The sequence below is a fragment of the Inquilinus ginsengisoli genome (assembly GCF_050434925.1).
Lineage (GTDB): Bacteria > Pseudomonadota > Alphaproteobacteria > DSM-16000 > Inquilinaceae > Inquilinus > Inquilinus ginsengisoli_B.
On the sequence record NZ_JBNDJK010000001.1, the window covers coordinates 4101067 to 4117094 of the forward strand.

16 protein-coding genes and 1 tRNA gene are annotated in these 16028 nt (G+C 69.6%); 13 read left to right on the forward strand and 4 right to left on the reverse strand.

Annotation, left to right across the window (positions count from 1 at the left end; all coding sequences use genetic code 11):
- Positions 1 to 50: 50 nt before the first annotated feature.
- Genes QFZ27_RS19535 through QFZ27_RS19565 form a run of 7 tightly spaced genes read left to right on the forward strand, consistent with a single transcriptional unit; the run spans position 51 to position 8892 of the window.
- Complete coding sequence (locus QFZ27_RS19535; protein ID WP_429228059.1) at positions 51 to 1955, forward strand: ABC transporter permease; 1905 nt, start codon at positions 51 to 53, stop codon at positions 1953 to 1955.
- A 16-nt stretch (positions 1956 to 1971) separates the two neighbouring features.
- Entirely contained in the window at positions 1972 to 2988 is a 1017-nt protein-coding gene (locus tag QFZ27_RS19540) for an ABC transporter ATP-binding protein (protein WP_429228060.1), read from the forward strand.
- A gap of 23 nt (positions 2989 to 3011) precedes the next feature.
- Positions 3012 to 4160: an amidohydrolase/deacetylase family metallohydrolase gene (locus QFZ27_RS19545; RefSeq protein WP_429228061.1), complete on the forward strand. Its 1149-nt coding sequence runs from the start codon at positions 3012 to 3014 to the stop codon at positions 4158 to 4160.
- Complete coding sequence (locus QFZ27_RS19550) at positions 4157 to 5614, forward strand: aldehyde dehydrogenase family protein (protein WP_429228062.1); 1458 nt, start codon at positions 4157 to 4159, stop codon at positions 5612 to 5614. Before QFZ27_RS19545 ends, QFZ27_RS19550 begins: the two co-directional genes overlap by 4 nt.
- The gene (locus tag QFZ27_RS19555) at positions 5611 to 6138 is read left to right on the forward strand and encodes a gluconate 2-dehydrogenase subunit 3 family protein (protein WP_429228063.1); all 528 of its coding nucleotides are present in this window, start codon (positions 5611 to 5613) and stop codon (positions 6136 to 6138) included. Before QFZ27_RS19550 ends, QFZ27_RS19555 begins: the two co-directional genes overlap by 4 nt.
- Positions 6135 to 7757, forward strand: coding sequence for a GMC family oxidoreductase (locus QFZ27_RS19560; RefSeq protein WP_429228064.1), 1623 nt, complete (start codon positions 6135 to 6137; stop codon positions 7755 to 7757). The genes QFZ27_RS19555 and QFZ27_RS19560 overlap by 4 nt, the downstream gene beginning before the upstream one ends.
- Positions 7758 to 7782: 25 nt before the next feature.
- Complete coding sequence (locus tag QFZ27_RS19565) at positions 7783 to 8892, forward strand: DSD1 family PLP-dependent enzyme (RefSeq protein WP_429228065.1); 1110 nt, start codon at positions 7783 to 7785, stop codon at positions 8890 to 8892.
- 48 nt (positions 8893 to 8940) lie between these two features.
- Here QFZ27_RS19565 and QFZ27_RS19570 read toward each other — a convergent pair whose 3' ends face one another.
- Complete coding sequence (locus tag QFZ27_RS19570) at positions 8941 to 9291, reverse strand: hypothetical protein (protein ID WP_429228066.1); 351 nt, start codon at positions 9289 to 9291, stop codon at positions 8941 to 8943.
- Positions 9292 to 9771: 480 nt separating this feature from the next.
- The gene (locus QFZ27_RS19575) at positions 9772 to 10866 is read right to left on the reverse strand and encodes an acyltransferase family protein (RefSeq protein ID WP_429228067.1); all 1095 of its coding nucleotides are present in this window, start codon (positions 10864 to 10866) and stop codon (positions 9772 to 9774) included.
- A gap of 204 nt (positions 10867 to 11070) precedes the next feature.
- On the opposite strand from QFZ27_RS19575, the gene QFZ27_RS19580 reads away from it, so the two are divergent.
- On the forward strand, positions 11071 to 11196 hold the full coding sequence (locus QFZ27_RS19580; protein ID WP_429228068.1) for a hypothetical protein: 126 nt from the start codon (positions 11071 to 11073) through the stop codon (positions 11194 to 11196).
- A gap of 68 nt (positions 11197 to 11264) precedes the next feature.
- Here the strand turns inward: QFZ27_RS19580 and QFZ27_RS19585 are convergent.
- Positions 11265 to 11354, reverse strand: a tRNA-Ser gene (locus QFZ27_RS19585).
- A 261-nt stretch (positions 11355 to 11615) separates the two neighbouring features.
- Between QFZ27_RS19585 and rplU the strand changes: the two genes are divergently transcribed.
- The 4 genes from rplU to QFZ27_RS19605 all read left to right on the forward strand — a co-directional run bounded on the left by rplU (position 11616) and on the right by QFZ27_RS19605 (position 14247).
- On the forward strand, positions 11616 to 11930 hold the full coding sequence (rplU, locus tag QFZ27_RS19590) for a 50S ribosomal protein L21 (protein WP_395681932.1): 315 nt from the start codon (positions 11616 to 11618) through the stop codon (positions 11928 to 11930).
- A 15-nt stretch (positions 11931 to 11945) separates the two neighbouring features.
- Positions 11946 to 12209, forward strand: coding sequence for a 50S ribosomal protein L27 (gene rpmA, locus QFZ27_RS19595; protein WP_429228069.1), 264 nt, complete (start codon positions 11946 to 11948; stop codon positions 12207 to 12209).
- Positions 12210 to 12344: 135 nt separating this feature from the next.
- A complete protein-coding gene (gene obgE / locus QFZ27_RS19600) occupies positions 12345 to 13409 on the forward strand; it encodes a GTPase ObgE (protein WP_429228070.1) in 1065 nt (354 codons plus the stop codon).
- 31 nt (positions 13410 to 13440) lie between these two features.
- Positions 13441 to 14247, forward strand: coding sequence for a phytanoyl-CoA dioxygenase family protein (locus tag QFZ27_RS19605; protein WP_429228071.1), 807 nt, complete (start codon positions 13441 to 13443; stop codon positions 14245 to 14247).
- A 2-nt stretch (positions 14248 to 14249) separates the two neighbouring features.
- Here the strand turns inward: QFZ27_RS19605 and QFZ27_RS19610 are convergent, their stop codons facing one another.
- A complete protein-coding gene (locus QFZ27_RS19610; RefSeq protein ID WP_429228072.1) occupies positions 14250 to 14594 on the reverse strand; it encodes a gamma-glutamylcyclotransferase family protein in 345 nt (114 codons plus the stop codon).
- A 153-nt stretch (positions 14595 to 14747) separates the two neighbouring features.
- Between QFZ27_RS19610 and proB the strand changes: the two genes are divergently transcribed.
- On the forward strand, positions 14748 to 15863 hold the full coding sequence (gene proB, locus QFZ27_RS19615; RefSeq protein ID WP_429228074.1) for a glutamate 5-kinase: 1116 nt from the start codon (positions 14748 to 14750) through the stop codon (positions 15861 to 15863).
- Positions 15864 to 16028 lie beyond the last annotated feature (165 nt).

The window sequence follows — 16028 nt, forward strand, 5'->3', positions numbered from 1 at the left end:
CGGCGTCGCCGCGATCGCTCTTCGCGAGCCATTCGTCGGAGGGGCGGCCGGTGACCATCACCATTCCGCAAGCACCTGCCATCGGCCGTCCGCGCCGCCGCGTCGGCCGGATCCCGGGCTTCGCCTATGGCGCGGTGGCGCCGACGCTGGCGATCGTGATCGCCGTCGTCGGCCTGCCGCTGGCCTACAGCCTGTATCTCAGCCTCCACCGCACCAACCCGATCACCAAGCGCTGGATCTTCGTCGGGCTCGACAACTATGCCGGCATGCTCGGCAATGCCGAGTTCTGGGCGGCGCTGGGCCGCACCGCCTACTTCGCCGGCTTCTCGGTGATCGGCACCACCGTGATCGGCATGGCCATGGCGCTGGTGCTGAACGAGCGCTTCGCCGGGCGCGGCTTCCTGCGCAGCGTCATGCTGGTGCCCTGGGCCATGGCGCCGGTCTCGGTCGGCGTCCTCTGGTCCTTCGTCTATGCCGGCGATTACGGCGCGCTGAACGGGCTGCTCAACGATCTCGGCCTCGGCTTCCTGGCCACGCCCTGGCTCGGCGACGGCTTCCGTGCGCTCAACCTCGTGGCCCTGACCCAGGTCTGGAACCAGGCGCCGCTGACCGCCCTCCTGCTGCTGGCCGGGCTGCAGTCGATGCCGGGGAATCTGCACCGGGCGGCGATGCTGGACGGCGCCGGGCCGGTCGCCCGCTTCTTTGCGATCACGCTGCCCTGGCTGAAGCCGAACCTGCTGTTCATCGCCATCATCGCCACGATCAACTCGCTGATGGCCTTCGACATCCTGTGGATCATGACCCGTGGCGGGCCGGGCGCCGCCACCACGGTCTTCGCCTGGCTCGGCTACCTCTATTCCTTCCAGTTCCTGAAGTTCGGGGAAGGGGCGGCGATCCTGTACGGCCTCACCATCCTCAGCTTCGTCCTGGCAATCCTCTATTTCCTGGTGCTCGGGCCGCGGCAAAGCCGGGCGGCCGAGGCCTCCAGCGGCATCGCCCCGGACAGCGGCCGGGTCGGTGCCGGCCGGCGGCACGCCATGGTGACGCTGCCGCGCTATCGGCCGCGGGCGCGGCTGCCCCGGCCGGTCGAGGCCGTGCTGGCCCGCTTCGGCTTCGTCCTGTCTGCGCTGCTGATCTTCTTGTGGTCGGCGCTGCCGGTGATCGCGCTGGTGCTGATGAGCATCACACCGGCCTCGGACTTGATCCGGACGCCGCCCACCATGGTGCCCAGTGGCTTCACGCTGCAGAACTTCACCGCGGTGCTGGCGCCCGAGCTGGCGGCCGGCAACGAGACCAGCGTCCAGGCCAAGCGGGTGCCGCTGTCGCTGCTGAACAGCTTCATCGTCGGCGTGGTGGTGGTTACGATCAGCGTCGCCCTCGGCACCCTGGCAGGCTACGCCTTCGCCCGGCACGGCAAGGCCCGGTTCTTCCGGATCAGCCTGTGGGGCCTGCTCCTGACCCGGATGACGCCGGCGCTGACGCTGGTGCTGCCCTTCTTCGTCATCTTCCGCACGCTGGGGCTGATCGACACCCGGACCGGGCTGGTGATCGCCTACAGCAGCATCCTGCTGCCGCTCAGCGCCTGGATGATGAAGAGCTATTTCGAGGGCATCCCGGTCAGCCTGGACCGGGCGGCGCTGATCGACGGCTGCTCGCGGCTGAAGATGCTGTGGAAGATCCTGCTGCCGGTGGCCCGGCCGGGCATCATCGCCGCCGCGATCTTCTGCTTCCTGGTCAGCTGGAACGAGTTCCTGTTCGCGCTGATCCTGACCTCGACGCCCGCGTCGCAGACCATCCCGGTGGTGCTGTCCGGCTTCCTCAGCCAGGCGCGCTTCTACGAATACGGGCCGATGTTCGCCGCCAGCGTGCTGTCGATCGCGCCGCCGGTGCTCGTCGCCTTCCTGTTCCAACGCTATCTCGTCCAGGGCGCGCTCTCCGGCGCCGTCAAGGGCTGAGCCGCGAGAGGCCCACATGACCTCGATCAACATCCGCGCCGTGTCCAAGAGCTACGCCCAGCACCGGGTGCTGAAGGGGCTCGACCTCGACATCGCCGATGGCGAGTTCATCTCCTTCCTCGGCCCCTCCGGCTGCGGCAAGAGCACGCTGCTGTACTGCATCGCCGGGCTGGAGGAGATCTCGACCGGCAGCATCCTGTTCGACGGTCGCGACATCAGCGGCCTGGCGCCGCGCGACCGCAACATCGCCCTGGTGTTCCAGGACTACGCGCTCTACCCGCATATGGCGGTGCGCGACAACATGGCCTTCCCGCTGCGCCAGCAGCGGGTCGGCGCCGACGCCATCAAGCGCCAGGTCGCCTGGGCGGCGGAGCTCTTGGGGCTGGAGGAGCTGCTGGACCGGTCGCCGGCCGAGCTGTCCGGCGGCCAGCGCCAGCGCGTCGCGGTCGGCCGCGCCATCGTCCGCAACCCGGCGGCGCTGCTGATGGACGAGCCGCTGTCCAACCTCGACGCCAGCCTGCGGGTGCGGATGCGGACCGAGATCAAGCGGCTGCAGCGCGAGCTGGCGGTGACGACCATCTTCGTCACCCATGACCAGGAGGAGGCGATGGTCCTGTCGGACCGGATCGCCGTGATGCATGACGGCGTGCTGCAGCAATTCGCCGACCCGATGGCGGTGTATCGCGAGCCCGCCAACCAGTTCGTCGCCGGCTTCATCGGCAGCCCGCAGATGAACTTCCTGCCGGGCTCCGCCGTCTCCGGCGGCCAGGACGACAGCCGGGTGGTCGGCATCCGGCCGCACGACCTGACGCCGTCGGCGGGGCCGGAGGACGGGACGCTGTCCCTGACCGGCGAGCTGGCGCTGATCGAGCCCGCCGGGCCGATCCATTTCCTCGACGTCCTGATCGGCGACCGGATGGTCAAGGCGACCTGCGGCGATCCCGGGACCTTGCGCCCCGGCGCCAGCCTGACCCTGACCGCCGCCGACCGCAGCATCCACCTGTTCGACCGCGCCAGCGGCGCGCGGGTCTGATTCCACAAGGAAGCGTGCATCCCATGGCCTTCGATCTCGTGCTCCGGAACGGCCGGGTGATCGACCCGTCACAGGGCATCGACCGCGTCGCCGACGTCGCCTTTTCCGGCGGCAAGGTTGCGGCGGTCGGCGCCGGCCTGGACCCCGGCGGCGGCGCCGTCCGCGACGTCTCCGGCCTGATCGTGACGCCGGGGCTGATCGACCTGCACACCCATGTCTATTGGGGCGGCACCTCGCTCGGCATCGACGCCGAGGAGTTCGCGCGGATGAGCGCGGTCACCACCTGCGTCGACACCGGCAGCGCCGGGCCCGGCAACTTCCCGGGCTTCCGCAAGCATGTGATCGAGCCGAGCCAGATCCGCATCCTGGTCTACCTCCACGTCTCCTTCGCCGGCATCTTCGCCTTCTCCGAACGGGTCATGGTGGGGGAAAGCCATGACATCCGGCTGATGGCCGCGCGGGATGCGGTCGAGGTCGCCGAGGCCAACCGCGATGTGATCATCGGCATCAAGGTGCGGATCGGCCGCATCGCCAGCGGCCCGGCCGGCATCGCTCCGCTCGATGTCGCCCTGCAGGTGGCGGACGAGACCGGCCTGCCGCTGATGGTCCATATCGACGAGCCGCCGCCCTCCTACGAGGCGGTGGTCGACCGGCTGCGGCCGGGCGATGTGCTGACCCATTGCTTCCGGCCCTTCCCGAATTCGCCGGTCACCCGCGACGGCAAGATCAAGCCGGAGGTCCTGGCGGCGCGCGAGCGCGGCGTGCTGTTCGACATCGGCCACGGCAAGGGGTCGTTCGGCTGGAAGACCGCGCGGACGATGCTGGCCCGGGGCTTCAAGCCGGACACCATCTCTTCAGACGTGCACGCGCTGTGCATCAACGGCCCGGCCTATGACCAGGTGACGACGCTGTCGAAGTTCCTGGCGCTGGGCATGCCGCTCGACGAGGTGATCGCGGCCTCCACCGTCAACGCCGCCAAGGCGCTGAACCGGCCGGAACTCGGCACTTTCAGGATCGGCAGCGTCGGCGACGCCAGCATCCTGTCGCTGAAGGACGGCGCCTTCCCGCTGGAGGATGTGCGCGGCGAGATCGTCACCGCCGACCGGCGGATCTTCGCCGAGGGCGTCGTGGTCAATGGGCGCTGGTGGCACCCGGCGGAAGGAACGAAATGATGCAGCGCGACGACGTCGAGACCTTCGCCAACCACATCGGCGGACGCTGGGAAACCGAGCCGGAGACGATGCCGGCGGTGAACCCGGCGACCGGCGAGCCGATCGGCCGGCTGCCGCGCAGCAGCCGCGAGACGGCGCGGCGCGGCATCGCCGCCGCGCGGGCTGCGCAGCCCGGCTGGGCGGCGACGCCGGTGTGGCAGCGGGCGAAGGCCTGCCTCGCCATCGCCGCCCAGATCGACGGCGCCCGCGACCGCATCGCCCGCACCCTGAGCCTGGAGCAGGGCAAGCCGTTCAAGGAGGCGCAGGGCGAGGTCGGCAAGGCGGCGGACGGGTTCCGTCTGGCGGCCGAGCTGGTCAAGCAACTGGGCGGCGAGACCCTGCCGGCGGAGGATCCGAGCAAGCTGGTGCTGACCCTGCGCCAGCCGCGCGGCGTCTATGCCGTGATCACGCCCTGGAACTTCCCGGTCAACATCCCGGTCGAATACCTCGCCCCCGGCATCGCCACCGGCAACGCCATCGTCTGGGTGCCGGCGCCGACCACCTCGATGGCGGCGGTCGAGCTGATGCGCGCGATCGAGGTGGCGGGGCTGCCGCCCGGCGTGGTCAACCTGGTGATCGGGGAGGGGGCGGTGGTCGGCGACGAGATCGTCGCCCATCCCGGCACCAACGGCATCGGCTTCACCGGCAGCCCGGCCACCGGCCAGCGCATCGCCGAGCGTGGCGCCGGCAAGCCGATGCTGCTCGAGCTCGGCGGCAACGGGCCGGTGCTGGTGTTCGCGGATGCCGATCTCGACCGCGCCGCAGCGGCCGCCGCGGGCGGCGCCTTCTTCAACGCCGGCCAGGTCTGCGCCGCCACCGGCCGGGTGCTGGCCCATCGCAGCATCGTCGAGAAGCTGGCGCAGCGGCTGGTCGAGATCGCCCGGTCGCACACGCTGGGCGACCCGCTGCAGCAGGGCACCACCATGGGGCCGCTGAACAACCCGAAGGTCGCGGCCAAGGTGCGCGAGCATGTTGACGACGCGGTCGCCCGCGGCGCCACGGTGCTGGCCGGCGGCAAGCCGCGGCCGGATCTCGGCAGCGACCTGTTCTTCGAGCCGACCGTGATCACCGGCGTCACCCGCGACATGAAGATCAACCGCGAGGAGACGTTCGGCCCGGTGGTCCCGGTGCTGGCCTTCGACGATGACGAGGAGGCGCTGGACCTGGCGCTGGACACCGAGCACGGCCTCAGCGTCGGCGTGTTCACGGCGGACATGGACCGGGCGCTGCGCTTCGGCGAGGCGATCCCGGCCGGCATCGTCAACGTCAACGCCGGCAGCACGTATTGGGAGCTGCACCTGCCCTTCGGCGGCGGCTCCGGCACCAGGAGCGGCATCGGCCGGCTCGGCGGCCGCCACACGCTCGAGGCGATGACCGAACTCAAGATGATCTCGATCACCCGGACCGGGAAATGACGACAACCACACCTTCATCCGCCGTCGCGGCCCGGCTGCTGGCCGACCTGGTCGACCTGCTGCTGCCGGGCGAGGGCGACTGGCCCTCCGGCGCCACCATCGGCGTCCAGTCGACGCTGGCGATCCATCTGGTCGAGGAGCGCGGCGAGGCCGATCTCGCCCGGCTGGCCCAGGCGATCCTGCAGGCGGGCGGCCCCTTCGCCGACCATCCGGAGGAGCGGCGCATCGCCATCGTCCAGGCCCTGGAGGCGGCGGAGCCGGAGCTGTTCGGCTGGGTCCGCGATGCCGCCTATTTCGCCTATTACGAGAGCCCTTACGTGGTCGCGGTGATCAACGCCCAGGGCCACCCCTACCGGCTGCGGCCGCATGTGAAGGGCTATCCCTTGCCGCGTTTCGACCCGGCGCGGGACGCGCCGAAGCACGGCCGCGGCCGCTGGCTGCCGACCGGCGATGTGCGCCCGGTCGACATTTCCGCCCTCGAACTCGACGTCGACCGCACGCAAGCCTGGGGCCTGAAGCGATGACCAAGCCATCCTGCGACATCCTGATCATCGGCGCCGGCGCCACCGGCTCGCTGGCCGCCGTGGTGCTGGCCCAGGCCGGGCTCAACGTGGTCTGCCTCGAGCAAGGCTCCTGGGTCGAGGCCGGCGACCATCCGCATTACAGCTCCGACTGGTCGTGGCAGCGAAAGACCCGGTGGAACGCCGACGTCAACCGCCGCCACCATCCGGACGACTACCCGGTGGTCTCCGACAGCTCGCAGGTGCTGATGTGGAACGGCGTCGGCGGCTCGACCAACGTCTATGGCGCGATCTGGCCGCGCTATCGCCCGTCGGATTTCCGGAAGGGCGACGAGCACGGGCTGCAGCCGAACTGGCCGATCGCCTATGAGGACATCGCCCCGTTCTACGAGGCGGCGGACCGCATGATCGGCGTCAGCGGCCTGGCCGGCGATCCGGCGATGCCGCCGCGCGACTCCTGCCCCACTGGGCCGCTGCCCTTCACCAAGGCGGCGCGCCGCCTGTCCCAGGCCTTCGACCATCTCGGCTGGCACTGGTGGCCGGCCGAGGCGGGGGTGATCTCCGAGGATTACGACGGCCGGCCGGGCTGCAACGGCTGCGGTATCTGCAACGGCTGCCCGCGCGGGTCGATGAGCAAGTACTCGCTGTCGATCTGGCCCAAGGCGCTGGCGGCCGGGACCGAGCTGCGCATCCACGCCCGGGTGCTGCGGATCGAGAAGGGCAGGGACGGGCGGGCCACCGGTGCGGTCTATATCGACCGCGAGACCGGCCGCACCGAGTTCCAACCGGCCGAGATCGTGGTCGTCGCCGCCAACGGCGTCGGCACGCCGCGGCTGCTGCTGGCGTCGGACAACCTCGCCAACCAGTCGGACCAGGTCGGCCGCAACCTGCTGCACCACACGCTGGTCGGGGCCGAGATCTGGGTCGACGAGCCGATCGACGGCCATATGGGCTACGTCGCCTCGCTGATCAGCCGGCAATTCGCCGAGACCGATGTCGGCCGCGGCTTCGTCAACGGCTTCAACTTCAACTGCCTGACCAGCACCTCGGCCGCGGCGGAGGTCGCCGCCGGCTGGATCACCGAGACCCGGGCGCCCTGGGGCCGCGACCATCACCACTGGTTCGAGCGCCATTTCGGCCACGGCATCGGCGTCTACGCCATCGGCGACGACCTGCCGAACCCGGAGAACCGCGTCGCCCTCGATCCCGTCAAGCGCGACGCCGACGGCATCCCGGTCGCGACCATGCATTACGCGCCGGGCGAGAACGACCGGCGGATGATGAACTACATGCTCGACCGGCTGGTCGACATCGGCAGCGCGGCCGGCGCCTTCGAGGTCAAGCTGCAGGACTACCGCGACGAGGACGGCGTCTACCGCACCCCGGCCTGGCACATGATCGGCACCTGCCGCATGGGCAGCGACCCGGAGACCTCGGTGGTGAACAAATGGCAGCAGAGCTGGGACGTGCCGAACCTGTTCATTGTCGACGGCAGCGTCCTGGCCACCGGCGGCGTGGTCAACCCGACGCCGACAATCTCGGCCCTGGCCTTGCGGGCGGCTGCCCATATCCGCGACAATTTCCGCGAGCTGAAGGGCGCGACCCGGCCGATGGCGGCCTAGGCCCGAGCCTCAAGGAGTCCGATCGATGCTGCAGCCGCCGCCGGCCGAGCCCGGCATGCGCGAGGAGGAGGTCGACACCCCGGCCCTGATCCTCGACCTCGACGCCTTCGAGACCAATCTCGACCATATGGCCGGGCTGGCCGCGGCGGCCGGGGTGAAGCTGCGGCCGCATGCCAAGACCCACAAATCGCCGGTGATCGCCCATCTGCAGCTGGCGCGCGGCGCCGTCGGCCAATGCACTCAGAAGGTGGCGGAGGCCGAGATCCTGGCCTGGGGCGGCGTGCCAGACATACTGGTCAGCAACGAGGTGGTCGGTGCGCGCAAGCTGGCCCGGCTGGCGGCGCTGACCCGGATCGCGCGGGTCGCCGTCTGCGCCGACCATCCCGACGCCGTGGCGGCGATCGAGGCCGCGGCGGAGGTGGCCGGCACGCGGCTGAGCGTGCTGGTCGAGATCGATGTCGGCACCGGCCGCTGCGGCGTGGCGCCGGGGGATGAGGCGGTGGTGCTGGCCCGGCGCATCGCCGCCAGCCGGCACCTCGTCTTCGGCGGGCTGCAGGCCTATCACGGCCGAGCCCAGCACCGCCGCTCGCCGGAGGAGCGCGCCGCCGCCATCGCCGAGGCGGCACAGGCGGCCGGGCGGACGGTGGAAGATCTGCGCCGGGCCGGCCTCGACTGCCCGATCGTCGGCGGCGCCGGCACCGGCACCTTCGCGCTGGAGGCGGCGAGCGGCGTGTTCACCGAGCTGCAGGTCGGCTCCTACGCCTTCATGGATGCCGACTACGCCCGCAACGACCCACCGCCACCCTTCCGCCAGGCGCTGTTCGTGCTGGCGACGGTGATGAGCGTGCCGCGCGACGGCGCCGCCGTGGTCGACGCCGGCCACAAGGCGCTGCCGACCGACAGCGGCATGCCCCTGGTCTGGGGCCGCGACGGCATCCGCTATGAGGGCCCGTCGGACGAGCATGGCCGGCTGGTGGTCGATCCCGGCGCTGCCCGGCCTCGCCTCGGCGAGCGCCTGCGCCTGGTGCCGGGCCATTGCGACCCGACGGTCGACCGCTACGACTGGTATGTCGGCACGCGCAACGGCCGGGTCGAATGCCTGTGGCCGGTCGCCGCCAGAGGGGCGATGGCCTGAGGGCTGCAAACAAGTCGAATGTTCATCGAGCAGTCCAGGGCCGGAGGGCTAGGGCGCAGGGTCGGTGACGAAGGGCATGATGTCCACGCCGTCTCCTGGAAAGACCGAGAAATGTGGGTGGCTCTCGAAAAGGCGGGCGGCAGCCTCTATGGTCTCGGCCTCAACGACAATGTAGCCGCAGAAGGGGTTCACGGCGTCGGCGATGCCGTCCTTGGTCACGCGTTTCGTCTTGCCGACCATTCCCCCGCGATCGGGGAACGATGCGGCGTTCTTGTCCTCCCAGTCCCTCCATTGCTTTAACCCGATGGCGTCGATCGCGCTCTGCTCGGACTTGGGCAGGCTCCGAAAGCGGGCGAGGTCTTCGGGCTTCATGGTATAGACGGCGAGAAAGCGGGGCATCTCGCGCTCTCTTCGTAATGGCGGGAATGCCGTGCGAGTCTAGCCTCCTTTTAGTCGAAGTCACCCCGGTCAGATAGGGAAGTCCGCTTCTGCGCAAGGCCGCTGCTGCCGCCTATTCAGAATATGGCTGCTTCTGGATTTGGCGTGCCCCGAATGTCTGGCCGGGGGGCGTAAGCTGCCTTTGCTGCGCTGAATCGGTCCGCAACCCCAGCCAAGATATATCGGGCCATGGCGTAGAATCGACGGTTCGCCATGCTGCCTGGTAGAGTGCAGCGATCGGCGGCAATATCGGACCATAGAGAGCAATCGGCGGGAATGGCGGGGAGGGAGATCAGATCCCAGCCTTCGGCTGCTTCGTCGGCCATACCGTCGTCCGACTGGTCGCTCAGAACTGCTGCATGAACTGCCGGTTGTTGGCGCCACCAGGGCCATTCCCCCGCCGCGCCCGGCCGCGACGGCATGGCACTTTCGGAGCACGACCTAACTCGGGCGGGTCTGCGGCGCCTTCTGCAACAGACCGGCGGCGCGGCGGGCCATGGCCCCCAGGGGTCGCTCGACGAAGCTGTAGGACACCAGCGCCGCCACGATGCAGCAGGGCAGCACCACCAGGGCCCCGAACACCGAGCTTGGCCCGTGGCCGAGGGCCGCCCATCCCTTGCCGAGGATCGCCGCGACGAAGACGTGGCTCAGATAGAGGCTATACGAGGCGTCGCCGAGCTTGGCCAGGGCGCGGCCGGCGGCGCCCGGCATGTCGTGGATGGCGAGACCGACATAGAACACCAGCAGCGCCGGCACGCCCCAGACGACGGCGCGGAGCCAACGTCGGTCGAGGACGTCCTCCAGCGGCGCCGCGGTGCCCGAGCCGACGAGCCACACCACCACCGGCAGCGCAACGGCGGCGATCGGCACCGCAGCCCGGCGGGTCACCCATCCTCGGCAATAGAGCCAATACACGCCCATACCGGCCACGAACTCAAAGACGATCGGATTGCCGAGAAAGGACAGGATCGCGGTCTCCCGCCCGATGGCGCTGGTCAAGACCATCAGGCCGGCGAACAGCACCGTCATCGCCACCACCCTGGCGCCTAGGCTCAGGCCCAGCACCGCGGCGAAGCAGAGGTAGAAGAACATCTCGTATTGCAGCGTCCACCCTATGGAGAGGAGCGGCTGCACGAGGCCGTTGACCGGGTGGAAGCTCGGGATGAAGAACAGGGACGTGAACACCAGATCGGGCGTCAGCGTCGTCCAGCGCAAGAGCGACGGGACCAGGATCGCGCTCACCACGAGGAGCAGGGTGTAGAACCAATAGAGCGGCACGATCCGCTGGAAGCGGCGAAGCAGGAAGATCCCCGGCGTGCTCTCGCGGCCAGAAGCCGGGTCGCTCACAAGCATCATGATGAACCCGGAGATCACGAAAAACAGGTCGACGCCGGCTCCAAGCATGTGGTCCCAGGAAAAGAAATCGGTGCTCAACCGGCCGGCGGCCCCGTACTGGGAATGCCCCAGCGCGACCACGGTGGCGGCCAGCCCCCGCAAGATCTGAATTCCTTGAATGTTTTCAGGTTTCTGCTTCATGTGTTCCCCCTTCAAATGGCCGGCCAGCAGGGGGGCGCAATATGTCACTGGGAAATAGTCGGCTAAAGAGACCCTGCTGAAAAAAAACCTTCTAATAGAAAATCCATCTTAATTGTTCACGCGAAGTTGTCACGAATATTCTCGTAGGCATCGATTGAATTCGCGCCAAACGTCCAGCTTCTCACGGTGCGGGTTGATGCTGATGTGGCCGCCCTGATCAGCAGCGGCGTCGTTGACCACGCCGCTGACGGACGGGTCGTGTTCCCCTTCGACGCCACTCGCATCGATGTCGTGCTGACCGCGGATGTCCGGACGGAAATTCCGTTGTAGCCGGAATTGTAGCCTCGGCCACTGGAACAATCCCGGGAGCCCAGGAAAACTGCCAAAAATCGAGTGAATGGCGGAGAGGGAGGGATTCGAACCCTCGGTGCCCTTGCGGACACAACGGTTTTCGAGACCGTCCTATTCAACCACTCTAGCACCTCTCCGCAGAGGCATGGCGGGCGGTCTGTAAAGACCCCCTCCGCGTGGCCGGCGCGGACCATAGTGGAGAGCGTTCGGCCATGCAAGCGTCGATTGCGGGGGCGGAATCCCCGGTTCGGCATTCCCCCGTTGACACGCGGACGCGCCTGACTATAGTGCCGCGTTCACGGACACGGGTGCTGGTTCGGCTGGCACCCGTGCTCGTTTTTGATCACCTGAGGACGGACCGCCAACGGGCCATCCTCCTAGTCGACGGCAGCTTGACCATGTTCGCAGTCATCCGCACCGGCGGGAAACAGTACCGGGTCGCCCAGGACCAGCTCATCACCGTCGAGCGCCTCGCCGGCGAGCCCGGCGCGTCCGTCACCCTCGACGAGGTGCTGATGCTCGGCGGCGAGGGGGCCATCCAGATCGGCACGCCCGTGCTGGCCGGTGCCTCGGTCACCGCCGAGGTGGTCGAGCAGACCCGCGGCCCGAAGATCATCATCTTCAAGAAGAAGCGCCGCCAGAACTACCGGCGGAAGAAGGGCCACCGCCAGGACCTGACGGTGCTCAAGATCACCGCCATCGCCGGCGCGTAAAGAGGAGATCGACAGATGGCACATAAGAAGGCCGGTGGTTCGTCGCGCAACGGCCGCGATTCGGCAGGCCAGCGCCTCGGCGTCAAGATTTTCGGCGGCCAGGCCGTCATTCCCGGCAACATCATCGTGCGGCAGCGCGGCACCAAGTTCCATCCCGGCGTCAATGTCGGCATGGGCAAGGACCACACTCTGTTCGCCCTGGTTCCCGGCAGCGTCCAGTTCAAGTCGGCCGGCGGCCGGATGACGGTGTCGATCGCCCAGGCGGAAGCCGCCGAGTAACGCCTCGCCCCCTCCGGGGGCTTGCAGGCACGGACGATGGTGAAGCGGGGGAATGGGCGACCATTCCCCCGTTTCCTATTTGATGCGACAAGAAGAGGGCCGGCCCCGGGGCCGGCGGTACGGGGCGATTCGGCCATGAAGTTCCTCGACGAAGCCAAGATCTTCCTGAAGAGCGGCGACGGCGGGAATGGCTGCGTCGCCTTCCGGCGCGAGAAGTTCATCGAGTTCGGCGGCCCCAGCGGCGGCGACGGCGGCCGCGGCGGCGACGTCTGGGTCGAGGCGGTGGACGGGCTGAACACCCTGATCGACTACCGCTACCAGCAGCATTTCAAGGCCGAGCGCGGCCATCACGGCATGGGCTCCGATCGGTTCGGCGCCGCCGGGGCTGATGCCGTGCTGCGTGTGCCGGTCGGCACCCAGGTGCTGGATGAGGACAAGGAGACGGTGCTGGCCGACCTGACCGAGGTCGGGCAGCGTCTCCGGCTGCTCAAGGGCGGCGACGGCGGCTTCGGCAACGCCCATTTCAAGACCTCGACCAACCGCGCCCCGCGCCGATTCGATCCCGGCTGGCCGGGGGAGGAGCGCTGGGTCTGGCTGCGGCTGAAGCTGATCGCCGATGCCGGGCTGGTCGGGCTGCCCAATGCCGGCAAATCGACTTTCCTGGCCGCCACCACCGCGGCCAAGCCGAAGATCGCCGACTATCCCTTCACCACGCTGCATCCGAATCTCGGCGTGGTCCGCAGCGACGACCATGAATTCGTGCTGGCCGACATCCCCGGCTTGATCGAGGGCGCGCATGAGGGTGCCGGGCTGGGCGACCGCTTCCTCGGCCATGTCGAGCGCTGCAACGTGCTGCTGCACCTGGTCGACGGCACGAGCGAGGATGTGGCCGAGGCCTATCGCGTGGTCCGCGGCGAGCTCGCGGCCTATGGCGGTGGCCTGGCCGGCAAGCTCGAGATCGTCGGGCTGAACAAGACCGACGCGCTCGACAAGGAGACGATCGCGGCGCGGCTGAAGGCGCTGAAGGCCGTGGCCGGCCGCAAGGCCAAGGTCGTCGCCCTGTCCGGCGCCACCGGCGGCGGGGTGCAGGATGTGCTGCGCCTGCTCTGGGCCCGCATCGCCGAGAGCCGCCCGGCCCCGGCCGAGGAAGAGGCGGCGCCGGTGGACATCACGCCCTGGGCGGCCACCGATTCCGACTGAGCGGCCCAGTCGGAGCGAACGGGAGAAGCCGATGGCCTTCGAGTCTCCGTCGCACATGCTCAGCGACGCGCAGGTGGAGCGGTTCATCGAGGACGGGTTCGTCCGGGTCGACCGGGCGTTTTCCCGGGACCTGGCAGAAGCGGGCCGCGCCATCCTGTGGCGTGACCTGCCCGGCGATCCGCAGGACCCGAAGACCTGGACGCAACCGGTCGTCCGGCTCGGCTGGTACGGGCAGGAGCCGTTCCGCCAGGCGGCGAACACGCCGGTCCTCCGCGCCGCCCTCGACCGGCTGGTCGGCCCGGGGCGGTGGCAGCCGCGGGCCGATCTCGGCACCTTCCCGGTCCGGTTCCCGGCGCGGATGGCGCCCAATGACGACGGCTGGCATGTCGATGTCAGCTTCCCCGGCGACAGCAGCGACCCGAACGAGCGCCAGGACTTCTCGTCCTGGCGGGTGAATGTCAGCTCGCGCGGCCGGGCGCTGGTGATGCTGTTCCTGTTCTCCGACATCGGGCCGAACGACGCGCCGACGCGGCTCCGGGTCGGCTCCCACCTCGACATGGCCCGGTTCCTCGAGCCGGCGGGCGAGGCGGGGCTGGCCACCCCGCGGGTCGACCGGGTCGGCGCCGGCCGGCCGGAGGCGCTGGCGATCGGGGAGGCCGGCACGGTCTATCTGTGCCATCCCTTCATGATCCATACGGCGCAGCGGCACCGTGGGACCGAGCCGCGCTTTCTGGCGCAACCCTCGCTCGGCCTGGCCGAGCCCTACCGCCTGGAGCGGCCGGACGGGGCCTATTCGCCGGTCGAGACCGCGATCCGACGGGCGCTCGGCCGGGGCTGACGTCAGGCCCGGACGTAGACCCAGGCCTCCAGGCCGGAGCGCAGCCGCACCTGAATCCGCTTGTAGTCGGATACCTCATAGGCGTCGGCGGCGGCGAGCTCGGCCGCGGTGATGCGGAACACCGTGCCGGCCACCGCATCCGCGGCGCCGCCGGGCTCGACGATCGGGTGGAAGCGCTTGCCGCTGGTGCGGATCACCTCGGGGTCGGTGATCTCGATCTCGCCGCGCCGCCAGCCCGGCATGGCGTCCGGCGTTCCTTCGAGCCGGCGGCCGAAGGAGGAGAGCTGGACATTCTCCTGCTGCAGCGTGCCGTAGGAAAACAGCAGGACGGTCGCGTCCTCGGTCATGAGGCTTCCTCTGAATCGGGGCGGCGGGCCGCGTCGTGCCGGATCATAGCCGCCGTGCCGCGGCGAGGGGAGGGCGGGTCGCGGAACGGCTTGGCTCCGATGCGGTCGGAGGGCTAGGAAGGGGCCTTGCCTTTCGTCTGCCGAATGCCCGTCATGACCGCTTCCCTCGCCCAGGCCCGCCGCATCGTCGTCAAGGTCGGCTCCGCCCTGCTGGTCGACCCGCGCACCGGGCAGCTGCGCCGCGCCTGGCTCGACGCGCTGGCCGACGACGTCGCCCGCTGCCGCGCGCGCGGGCAGGAGGTGGTGATCGTCTCCTCCGGCTCGATCGCCGCGGGTCGCGAGCATCTCGGCCTCAAGGGCCGGCCGCTCAGGCTGGAGGAGAAGCAGGCCGCCGCCGCCACCGGCCAGATCCGCCTGGCGCATGCTTATCAGGAGACGCTGGCCCGGCACGACATCACCGTGGCCCAGATCCTGCTGACCCTGCAGGACACCGAGGACCGCCGCCGCCACCTGAACGGCCGGGCGACGATCGAGACGCTGCTGCGGCTCGGCGCGGTGCCGGTGATCAACGAGAACGACACGGTGGCCACGGCCGAGATCCGCTTCGGCGACAACGACCGGCTGGCGGCACGGGTGTCGCAGATGATCTCGGCCGACACGCTGGTGCTGCTGTCCGACATCGACGGGCTCTACACCGCCGACCCGAAGCGCGATCCCACGGCGACGCTGATCCCGGAGGTCGGCGAGCTGACGCCGGAGATCGAGGCGATGGCCGGCGAGGCGCTGCCCGGCTATTCCTCCGGCGGCATGGTCACCAAGCTGGTCGCCGCCCGCATCGCCATGGGCGCCGGCTGCCGCATGGTGATCGCCATGGGCAAGGAGGCAGCGCCGCTCGCCCGCATCGAATCCGGCGCGCCCTGCACCTGGTTCGTGCCGGGGGCGGAGCCGCGCACCGCCCGCAAGCGCTGGATCGCCGGCTCGCTCAAGCCGGTCGGGTCGGTGGTGATCGACGCCGGCGCGGCCAAGGCGCTGGCGGATGGCCGCAGCCTGCTGCCGGCCGGGGTCACCGCGGTCGAGGGCAGCTTCCGCCGCGGCGACCCGATCGCGGTCAAGGACGGCGACGGCCGGGTGCTGGCCCGCGGCCTCTCGGCCTATGATTCCGACGACGCCGACCGCATCCGCGGCCACAAGAGCCGCGAGATCGAGGCCATCCTCGGTTATCGCGGCCGGGACGAGATGATCCACCGCGATGACCTGGTGCTCGGCTAGGCGGCGAGGCTGATAGCGGGGCTGATGATGCCGAGCCCGACCGGGACGATGCCCGGCAGCGCCAAGCTCATCGACCGCGGGCCGGTTGCCGGAAAGAAGCCCGGCGCCACCAGCGACGCACGCTGGCGGAGACCTCGTGTACCGAGCGCTCGAACAGATGATGTG